The organism is Microcoleus sp. PH2017_12_PCY_D_A, assembly GCF_020738565.1.
GTDB lineage: Bacteria > Cyanobacteriota > Cyanobacteriia > Cyanobacteriales > Microcoleaceae > Microcoleus.
In genome coordinates, this window is record NZ_JAEQCI010000173.1 from 1 (window position 1) to 9171 (window position 9171).

12 protein-coding genes are annotated in these 9171 nt (G+C 45.8%); 4 read left to right on the forward strand and 8 right to left on the reverse strand.

Going from position 1 to position 9171, the window contains the following annotated elements; translation table 11 throughout:
* Positions 1–560 precede the first annotated feature (560 nt).
* Genes yidD through truB form a run of 3 tightly spaced genes read right to left on the reverse strand, consistent with a single transcriptional unit; the run spans position 561 to position 2399 of the window.
* Complete coding sequence (gene yidD / locus JGK39_RS30995; RefSeq protein ID WP_293261578.1) at positions 561–791, reverse strand: membrane protein insertion efficiency factor YidD; 231 nt, start codon at positions 789–791, stop codon at positions 561–563.
* Positions 792–801: 10 nt separating this feature from the next.
* Complete coding sequence (locus JGK39_RS31000; RefSeq protein WP_293261580.1) at positions 802–1443, reverse strand: NADPH-dependent F420 reductase; 642 nt, start codon at positions 1441–1443, stop codon at positions 802–804.
* A gap of 17 nt (positions 1444–1460) precedes the next feature.
* Positions 1461–2399: a tRNA pseudouridine(55) synthase TruB gene (truB, locus tag JGK39_RS31005; protein WP_293261583.1), complete on the reverse strand. Its 939-nt coding sequence runs from the start codon at positions 2397–2399 to the stop codon at positions 1461–1463.
* On the opposite strand from truB, the gene JGK39_RS31010 reads away from it, so the two are divergent.
* Positions 2356–2544, forward strand: coding sequence for a hypothetical protein (locus JGK39_RS31010; protein ID WP_293261610.1), 189 nt, complete (start codon positions 2356–2358; stop codon positions 2542–2544). The genes truB and JGK39_RS31010 overlap by 44 nt on opposite strands.
* A gap of 329 nt (positions 2545–2873) precedes the next feature.
* Here JGK39_RS31010 and JGK39_RS31015 read toward each other — a convergent pair whose 3' ends face one another.
* A complete protein-coding gene (locus tag JGK39_RS31015) occupies positions 2874–3608 on the reverse strand; it encodes a calcium-binding protein (RefSeq protein ID WP_293298677.1) in 735 nt (244 codons plus the stop codon).
* Between the two features lie 551 nt (positions 3609–4159).
* Here JGK39_RS31015 and JGK39_RS31020 point away from each other — a divergent pair.
* Together JGK39_RS31020 and JGK39_RS31025 are read left to right on the forward strand one after the other, a co-directional pair.
* Positions 4160–4681 carry a hypothetical protein gene (locus JGK39_RS31020; RefSeq protein WP_293261589.1) on the forward strand — a complete coding sequence of 174 codons (522 nt, stop codon included), beginning with the start codon at positions 4160–4162 and terminating at the stop codon, positions 4679–4681.
* Between the two features lie 25 nt (positions 4682–4706).
* Positions 4707–4871, forward strand: a complete 165-nt coding sequence (locus JGK39_RS31025) for a hypothetical protein (protein WP_293261592.1) — start codon at positions 4707–4709, stop codon at positions 4869–4871.
* A 304-nt stretch (positions 4872–5175) separates the two neighbouring features.
* Here JGK39_RS31025 and JGK39_RS31030 read toward each other — a convergent pair whose 3' ends face one another.
* The 4 genes from JGK39_RS31030 to glpK form a co-directional block, all read right to left on the reverse strand.
* Complete coding sequence (locus tag JGK39_RS31030; protein WP_293261595.1) at positions 5176–5394, reverse strand: hypothetical protein; 219 nt, start codon at positions 5392–5394, stop codon at positions 5176–5178.
* Positions 5395–5586: 192 nt separating this feature from the next.
* The gene (locus JGK39_RS31035) at positions 5587–6114 is read right to left on the reverse strand and encodes a DUF3122 domain-containing protein (protein WP_366049469.1); all 528 of its coding nucleotides are present in this window, start codon (positions 6112–6114) and stop codon (positions 5587–5589) included.
* Positions 6105–6482 carry a c-type cytochrome gene (locus JGK39_RS31040; RefSeq protein WP_293261598.1) on the reverse strand — a complete coding sequence of 126 codons (378 nt, stop codon included), beginning with the start codon at positions 6480–6482 and terminating at the stop codon, positions 6105–6107. Before JGK39_RS31040 ends, JGK39_RS31035 begins: the two co-directional genes overlap by 10 nt.
* 176 nt (positions 6483–6658) lie before the next feature.
* Positions 6659–8146 (reverse strand): glycerol kinase GlpK, encoded by a 1488-nt coding sequence (gene glpK / locus JGK39_RS31045; RefSeq protein ID WP_293298680.1) that lies wholly within the window; start codon positions 8144–8146, stop codon positions 6659–6661.
* A 310-nt stretch (positions 8147–8456) separates the two neighbouring features.
* On the opposite strand from glpK, the gene JGK39_RS31050 reads away from it, so the two are divergent.
* On the forward strand, positions 8457–9041 hold the full coding sequence (locus JGK39_RS31050; protein WP_293261604.1) for a DUF99 family protein: 585 nt from the start codon (positions 8457–8459) through the stop codon (positions 9039–9041).
* Positions 9042–9171 lie beyond the last annotated feature (130 nt).

Genomic DNA, 9171 nt, shown 5'->3' on the forward strand with positions numbered 1-9171 from the left:
AATGTCTTTGTCTCCACATAAACTACCTAATTATCAACAAGGCATAAGAGCTAGGAGGCTTATTCTATCAGCGTTATAGGCGACTTGTCACCCCGACAGTGCTTAAATATAAGCCAATACGGTTCACTTAAGATCGATCCCCCCTAACCCCCCTTAATAAGGGGGGGATAAGAAAGCTCTGAAAGTCCCCCGACAATAATCAGGGGGATGCGAGGGGGATCTCCGGGGCATAAATAGTCTTAAGTAAACCGTATTGAAATATAAGCGATCGATTGCTTATTCTGACTTGACCCTTGACTTGTTCTCTCTTCCTGATGACTAATGACCTCTTACAAAACTCTTTTTAATAAAATTTAAGGACGGGATCTCCGGCCCATCCCACAAGAAAAAAAATTGTGGGATGGGCCGGAGATCCCGTCCTAGTTATTTTTGCAATAAATCTAATAACTAATGACCAATGACCTGTTTGACCAATGACCTGTTTGACCTGTTTGACCAATGACTAATGACTAATACCCAATGACCTGTTTGGCCAATGCCCAATGACTAATGACTAATGACTAATTCCCCTCAGTATCTTTGGGAGGTACGGGATCGTAACCCCCTGGATGAAAAGGATGACAGCGCAAAATCCGCTTAACTGCCATTGAGCCGCCGCGGGCAGCCCCAAATCTTTCTATGGCTTCGATCGCGTATTGCGAACAAGTGGGCTGAAATCTACAGGCGTTAGGCAAATAAGGAGAAATCCCCATTTTGTAGCCTCGAATTAATCCGATCAGCAATACTTTCACAATCTTGACCTCAGCGTTTGATTAAATTAATTGCAAAATCTTGTCCCATACCGCTGAAAGCTAGGTTAATCCACAGCATCCCCAAAGGTTCCAACAATCTGGCTTGTTTGAGCGCCCCTGCATCTACAACTTCAAATCCAATATCTTCCGCAAGATTGGTGACAATTTTCTTCGCATCTGCATTGTCTCCGCAAATAAAAGCAGTTGCTGTTTGCGAACCGAACTGCAAATTTTCAAAACAGCTCGCACCAATGTTATTAAAAGCTTTTACAACTTGCGATCCGATCGCCCATTTGGCAATTTCTTCGGCTGCGGAGGTAGTGTGTCCGATTGTCAGTCCAGCAGCAAGTCCAGCAGGTGTCATCTCGATCGGGTTAGTAGCGTCAATTATAATTTTGCCAGTCAAATCTCCCGCAGCGGCGATCGCCTCTTGGGTGCCATTCCAAGGCGTAGCTAAGATCGAAACTTGACCGTGACTTGCAGCTTCCCCAACGCTAGCCGCTCGTGCATTTCCTCCTGTAGCTTCTACAGCAGACTGCACTTTTGCACTCTGCGGATCTCTGACGCCAAATACAATGGAGTGACCTTTTGCTGTTAAAATGCGTCCGAGAGTTCCGCCAACATTTCCCGCGCCAATTATACCTATTTTCATTTTTACCTCTTGGATAGCTAAAACACAATTTGAGGAGACAATATGGTACTTGTTTCGGAGTTTGCTACTTGACCGATACCTAAAAAATTACCATCAGGGTCATAAACTTGCAAGGGATAGGGAGATTCGGGTATTAAGTTTTCGGGGGGATTGTTGCTACTTTTCTCGGCTTCTATCGCCGTTTCGGGAATCGGGAGGCGCTGTCCTTGAAACCAGCGTTTGGTATATTCAGGAGAAAGGACGATCGCGCCTAAGTGTCCCAAAACCGCCGATGGCAAAATCGGGCTGAATGTATTCTCCTGCACTTGCAGTTCTAATTCTGCAAAACTGAGGCTTTGGTCGATCGAGAAACCGCTGCTTTCGGTGCGAGTCAAATTCGCCAAAGTACCGCCGGCATTCAAGAGTGCGCCCAAGTCCCGGGCGATCGCCCGAATGTAAGTACCCGCCCCGCAGGCGATCGACAAATCCAATTCGGGAAAATCCCCGGGCCGCCAATCCAAGATATCCAGCCGAAAAACCTCGACATTCCTAGCAGCAACTTCCACAGTTTGGCCTTTTCTAGCTAACTCGTAAAGCCGTTTTCCTCCCACCTGAACCGCACTAAAACTCGGCGGAAATTGCTGGATTTTGCCGATAAAATTCGGCAGTCCAGCTTGCACTTGTGCCAAACTCAACTCCGGCACCAGTTGAGAATGCAGAATTTCTCCTTCTAAATCGTCCGTAGCGGTAGTTAAGCCAAATCGAATCGTACCTCGGTAAGCTTTGTGGTGTTGGAGGAATTGCAGCAGTCTGGTTGCTCTACCGAGGGCGATCGGCAAAACGCCAGTCACAGCCGGATCGAGGGTTCCTCCGTGTCCGACTCGTTTGAGTTTCAATATTCGGCGCACTCGCCCCACGCAGTCGTGAGATGTCATGCCCGCAGGTTTGTTGAGATTGAGAAAACCGTCAATAGTCATTAGTCAGAAGGAAGAAGGAAGAAGGAAGAAGGAAGAAGGAAGAGGGAAGAAGGAAGAAGGAAGAGGGAAGAAGGAAGAAGGAAGAAGGAAGAGGGAAGAAGGAAGAGGGAAGAAGGAAGAAGGAAGAGGGAAGTTCGGCAACTGATTTGGTAACGGATGTAACGGATGTAACGGATTGAAAAGTCAAGGAATTAGGGAAGAACGAAGAGGGCTATAAAGGCTTTGCTTAGGATGAAAACAGGGAAAAGGGAAGAGGAGAGTAACTGGTTTACTTGATACAATGAATAACGAAATTACTGGTTTAATGGCATAGAAGAAATAAGAAAAAATGAAATTATTTCAAATTACTTCGTTACTTGCAAACCTTGGATATTTTGAGTGAAAAAAATCAACATTCAACAACTTACAACTAACAAGTAGCCGCCAGCCCAATTACCAATTCCCAATTACCCAATCCCAATTACCCATTCCCAATTAAAAAATAAAGTCCGTCCGAGAGATAGTAACTCCCAATACAGTAGCCAGAGTTTCCTTGGTACTTGTAAGCTGAACAATTGTACTCGGCACGGTTCCGGTCCCAGCAGAAATGGTGAGTTCGGCAAAGGTAAGGCCGGCATTCAAACGAATTTTATCCGTACCAACAGTAAAATCTGTAATTACATCCGCATCTGCCAAACGCCCGATCGAAAAAGTATCATTTCCAGCGCCACCAGTTAAAGTATCTCTGCCGCGATCGCCCGATAAACAATCATCGCCGGCGCCACCAACCAGCGAGTCATCGCCGGCACCGCCAAAAAACGTATCATTGCCCGCGCCACCCAACAAAGTATCGCTGTCTTGGTTGCCAAACAGCAAATCATTGCCATCATCCCCGCTTACCGAGTCAGCACCTTTCCCCCCGTAGAAAGTATCGTCGCCCGCGCCGCCCAAAACGCTGTCGCGCCCTGCACCGCCAAACAGCAAATCATTACCAGCGTCGCCCAGGATTGAGTCGTCGCCGTCGCCGCCGTAGAGGCTATCGTTTCCCCCCAAACCTAAAATGCTGTCCGGGCCTCCCAAACCGAAAATCAAGTCAGCGCCGGCAGTACCGCTGAGGGAGTCAGGGCCGCTGGTACCATTGCGAGCGGTAGCAGAGCCTCCGGGCCTAGTACCCGCGCTGGTTGGAGTTGGGGTTGTGATTACGATCTTAACTGGTACTGCTGATGGCATGGTTTTGAAGACTGGTAGAAATTTGCCATTCTAACTTAGCGTAAAAGCGTAAGTTACAGAAAGTGCCGCGAACACCAGGTGTCTTCTGGGAGGGGAAGCGGTAAAAATTCTGTTAGCAGCCTTGCTTGTTTGAGGATAAATTCAAGCAGCGTTTGCCAGCAAGCAATTCTGCATTTAAATTGCATATTTGGGGCGGCGTCTGAGCAACGGCTCACTCATGGTTGGATTATTTCCTGATGTCCAATTTCAGGGGAGAATCTCAGTTTTGCAAAAAACATTTTTATTATAGTGCTGTCCCCCCTCGCGTATCGTATTAATACGCGAGGGGGGACAGCACTATTAAATGCTAAACTGAGATGCTCCCAATTCATTGCTGAGCGAGCCGATCGCCTTTGACGAAGTAAATCTGCCCATCAATAGTTACGATCCTATAGTTTGGCAGTTGGTTCAATACATAAAATGTAGGTATAACCGTAAAATTATTCTTAAAAATTACAGTTACAGTAAAATTAAATATATGCAACAAGTAGACTATAGCTTTTAAGAAATAAATGAAAGGCGCGAAAGAATTATTCCTCACCAGCTTGACTGCTATTACTTTGAGTTGGGGATCTGTCACCGTCATTCAGGAGATGCCAGGGGCGATCGCCCAGACAAAGGTTCCGATGAGACTTCAACACGGAGAAGGAACCTATACGCTTACGGTGTCAGAAACGGAGACCACAAAATCTGCCTTTGGGGGTCAATTGCGCCTCTATGACGTGCATATTGCTAAGATGTTTGAGGTGACCTATGCTGATTGTCAGGAGATACCAGGGGCTGGCTTTAGAGATTGGGAGTACAGGGCCGGAAATGGCAGAATTAGCATGGGGACATTCAGAATTACCTGTCAGTTAGCTAGCGATACTGCGAATACCTACGGCTTAGGCAAACCAGAGCGCAGTGCGATCGAATATTCTCAGGAAGAAGCAGGGCTGCCAATATCCAGAACTCGTTCTATCCCTATTTTGGACATTACTGGTAATAAAGTCGATCGCTGGATGAATTTTGTACAGGGTTTTCGACCAATATAAATACAACTTCTAGGAGGGTATAAAAATGACAACCCTATCTAAGGAACAAACAGCGATTATCCGTACAGAAAGAGGACTGACGATCGCAGATAAGTGCATCACTATCTACGACATCATGGACTATGTGACGGCTCAATTGGAACGAAAATACCAAGTGGGAAAATGTTCGAGGTTTAGGCAAAGCTGTTAAAGTGCCAGAAGCGTTAAGGCAACAGTTAGGAATACAGTAGAAACATTTGTCAAGGCTTTGCGTGCGCTTTTTTGAAGTAGCCCGCACTTCCCCAACAAGCAAACCCATAGAAAATTATATCCATCCCATCAGCGTTTATCCGTGTTTATTCGCTGACATCTGCAGTCAAAAATTCCAAACCAACCAACCTGCTTCCCCAATCCTAGGATACCGAAACAACCGGAAACAATAGCAAACGAAGATAAAGTTTTGTGTCTGGCGGGCATCTTACCCGCCCTGCAAAGGCCGATATATCACCTTCGATTCAAGCAGTGACAGGACATTTGGGCGACGATCGCAATAATTCCAAAGCCTGCTGTCTTACCCTACCTTCCATCACCTCTTTTTGCAAAGTAATAAAAGCCTCAAAATCTTCTAAACCGTACTTAGTCATCTGCAACTGCTGTCGCAACAGTTCCTCGGCCTCAACCGTTAAATAACCCGTTTCCAAAGCTTTTCGGACAATTGTACTGATTAAACTCATAGCAATTTCACCCTGAAGACACGCACATTATAAACAATGGAGTTTTATCACTAGACTAACTCTACATTTAGTTTGTTTCATAATGACCTTGAAATAGGGTTAAATCTACCTTAAGGCGTAGTTGAGCATGGTATCTTTTGATACACCAAATTCTATGAACTTTAACTTGAGACGGCGATGAAATAAGTATATTTACTTCGTGTCTAACAACAGTCGCCATTCTCTGACACCAAAAGGAGGAACCAGCAATCCAGTTTCTTTTTCACCTTTCACGGGCAAACTCAACTTTAAAGGTTGATTGCTTTCCAGTTGTGTAATTATTGATTTAAAATCATATTCTCCGACGTTAACCGGCAAATCCGACTCGCTCCAAATATCCTTGGCTTTACCAATTTCGCGATCGCCCGCAGCAACAGTTAGCGCTACAGGATGCTGCAATTCTGTGCCGGGAAATCCTACTAATCTCAGGTTAAAGGAGTTTACCAATCCCGACTGTACTCGCTTATACAAAACAACTTGCCACGCTTTATCATCAGTGTCGCGCAGGCTTTGTACTGAGCGAAACATTACTCTGTCTGCTTTTTCTGGATATTTATGAATTGAGGCGAAGGCGGGCGGACTGATAGCTAAGATTAGATACAAGCACAAGCTAATGATAGTTAAAGTTTTACGCGAAAAATTATGTTTTTTCAACTTCCAATACCTCTCCTTTATTTCCAATCGGTTTCGGCTTGGGATAGCACGTAGGCGGAAACATCGATAATTTGTTGTTCGGACAAACGATCTTTGTAACCGGGCATGATACCTTTACCGTTGGTTACTAAATTTGAAATATTGGCAATCGAGTCCATCTTATATTTTTTTAAGGCTTTTTGTTTCAAGTTTTTGCCGCGCCTGATAATGTTGCTACCGTTGATGTGACAGCCTGCACAGTTGGTGGTGAAGACTTCGGCGGCGGTTGCGGTTGCGGGAGTTGTCGCTGTATCTGCGATCGCACTTTGGGAATTAGTGGCGATTTCTGCAAATGCCAGTGTCAGTAGTAATAGGATGAGGGTGAGGATTTTTTTTAAGTTATTTAGCGAAATCATTTATTTGCAGATTGAAAAATTGTGCTGCATTTGATGATAGCACTAAATACAGATTTATGGTTAATATCAAATCCGGGTTCCCGAGCTCTTTTATTCTTCAGTCGGCGCAGGCAGACTTTGTTTGTATAGCAGCGATTTCAATCGCCGAGTGATACAGCATATTTCACATCAACGATTCATTCTTCCCAGTCGAAGGTGCGGGAAACTGCTTTTTTCCAAAAGCGGTATTTTTGCTCGCGAAGTGCGATCGGCATTTGCGGTTCCCAAATACAATCCACCGCCCAATTATCCCGCAATTCGGCTAGTTTGCTCCAAAAACCCACCGCCAAACCAGCCGCATAAGCCGCCCCGAGTGCAGTAGTTTCCGCTACCGCAGGCCGCACCACAGGCACTCCCAAAACATCGCTCTGAAACTGCATTAGCGTGTGATTTCCCACCATCCCACCGTCTACTTTTAAAGACAAAAGCTGCACCGCCGAATCCTGATTCATCGCATCCAATACTTCCCGTGTTTGCCAAGCTGTCGCTTCCAATACTGCGCGGGCAATGTGTGCCTTAGTCGCGTAGCGAGTTAAACCTGCAATTACTCCCCGGGCGCTGTCTTGCCAATAAGGTGCGTAGAGTCCAGAAAAGGCAGGGACAATGTAAACTCCTGCGCTATCTTCGACTGTATTTGCTAATGTTTCTACTTCCGCAGATGTGTTGATGATGCCCAGGTTGTCGCGCAGCCACTGCACTAATGCTCCGGCGATCGCAATTGAGCCTTCGAGAGCATACACAGCGGGCGATTCTCCCATCTTGTAGGCGACTGTTGTCAGCAACCCGCTTTTTGAAGGGACGATCGCCTCACCAGTATTCAGCAGCATAAAACAGCCCGTACCGTAGGTATTTTTCGCCTCCCCAACATTGAAACAAGTTTGCCCGACAAGAGCCGCCTGCTGATCTCCCAAAGCAGCAGCAATTGGAACACCATCTAACAATCCTTTCGCAGTGCCAAAAACGTGACTTGAAGGGCGAATTTCTGGCAGCATCCGGCGGGGAATTCCCATGATTTCCAAAGTTTCGGCATCCCAATCGAGGGTTTGCAAATTCATCAGCATCGTGCGGCTGGCGTTGGTAACATCGGTAACGTGCGCGCCGCCTGTGAGGTGCCAAATTAGAAAAGAATCGACATTGCCAAAAATCGCATCGCCTCGATTTGCAGCTTCCCGCAATCCTGCAATATTGTCCAGCATCCACTTAATTTTCGGCCCGCTGAAATAAGTTGTTAGCGGCAAACCGCAGCGCTCTCGAAATCGATCTTTGCCGTCAACTTCTGCTAAGCTAGTACAAATTTGGTGAGTGCGGGTATCTTGCCACACAATCGCATTCCCGTAGGATTTTCCCGTGTTTTTGTCCCAAACAATTGCAGTCTCGCGCTGGTTGGTAATGCCGAGAGCCGCAATATCTTTCACATCGATATTGCCGATTTCGAGCGCATTTTTAATCACGCTTTGAGTGCGCTGCCAAATTTCCTCGGGATTGTGTTCCACCCATCCCGGTTGTGGATAAATCTGCTGGTGTTCTTGTTGGTTGCTGCAAATTATCTGTCCCAGGCGATCGAATATGATAAATCTGGTGCTGGTGGTTCCTTGATCTATTGCAGCTACGTATTTTTTTGTCAAGTGTTTAAAACCTTTTTAAGTAGAAGGAAGTTCGGCAACGGATTTTGTAACGGATGTAACGGATGTAATGAATAAGGAAGAAGGAAGAAGAAGAAGAAGAAGAAGAAGAAGAAGAAGGCTCTTCGGCTTCGCGAGCGGGTAAAAAGAAGAAAGAAGAAGGAAGAAGAAAGACATACACAGCAAGTTTGAGCGCGAGCCTTCTTTTACGTTTAATTAAGTGGATTTACTTATGGTTCGAGTCTGTAACATCTATGATAATATGTCAAAGTCCAATTTATCTAAAAATTTTTAGTTTAGGGAAGTCCAAAATTTGAAACTGGCAGAATTACTCAGGCTCGATCGCACAATTAAGGTTATCGGCTTTGACGACGCACCCTTTTCTCGTAGCAGCGGCCGCCCAGTATCGATCGCCGGAGTAGTCTGCGGGGGGACTAGATTTGAAGGAATGGTCTGGGGACAAGTCCTCCCGGACGGATTAGACGCCACTGAGGCGATTTGTCAGCTACTGCTCGGAGGCAAATTTTTGCCGCAATTGCATCTGGTTTTGCTTGACGGAATTGCTTTCGGCGGTTTCAATATTATTGACCTTCCTGAGTTAGCATCGCGGCTGCAAATTCCGTGCGTTGCTGTCATGCGCCACCAACCAGATTTAGCTGCTATTGAAAAAGCCCTCGGCCATGTACCTGACTCGGAATACCGTTTAGAATTGTTGCACCGCGCTGGGAAAATTTACGCTTTTGAACCTTTCTTTTTTCAAGTGTGCGGCGAACAACCGGAAGTAATTGCGCTGGTACTCCAGCGTTTGACTGATACTGGTAAGGTTCCTGAAGCTTTGCGTTTGGCTCATTTGATTGGTGCGGCTGTTATTACTGGTGTTAGTGGTAGTTCTGCTTGAATTTATTATTTGTAACTTAATTTGCCACCATCAAAAAGGTTCGTAGTGAGGACTTTAGTCCGCATCCTTTCTTAGAGGACTAAAGTCCTTACTACGAACCAATTGGGATAGGGGATTTTAGTTTTCTTTG

Coding starts and splice junctions, on each gene's coding strand:
- JGK39_RS31025 (WP_293261592.1), top strand. CDS start 4,707: ATGACAACCCTATCTAAGGAACAAACAGCGATTATCCGTACAGAAAGA.
- JGK39_RS31040 (WP_293261598.1), bottom strand. CDS start 6,482: ATGATTTCGCTAAATAACTTAAAAAAAATCCTCACCCTCATCCTATTA.
- JGK39_RS31010 (WP_293261610.1), top strand. CDS start 2,356: ATGCCCGCAGGTTTGTTGAGATTGAGAAAACCGTCAATAGTCATTAGT.
- JGK39_RS31020 (WP_293261589.1), top strand. CDS start 4,160: ATGAAAGGCGCGAAAGAATTATTCCTCACCAGCTTGACTGCTATTACT.
- JGK39_RS31030 (WP_293261595.1), bottom strand. CDS start 5,394: ATGAGTTTAATCAGTACAATTGTCCGAAAAGCTTTGGAAACGGGTTAT.
- JGK39_RS31015 (WP_293298677.1), bottom strand. CDS start 3,608: ATGCCATCAGCAGTACCAGTTAAGATCGTAATCACAACCCCAACTCCA.
- truB (WP_293261583.1), bottom strand. CDS start 2,399: ATGACTATTGACGGTTTTCTCAATCTCAACAAACCTGCGGGCATGACA.
- JGK39_RS31000 (WP_293261580.1), bottom strand. CDS start 1,443: ATGAAAATAGGTATAATTGGCGCGGGAAATGTTGGCGGAACTCTCGGA.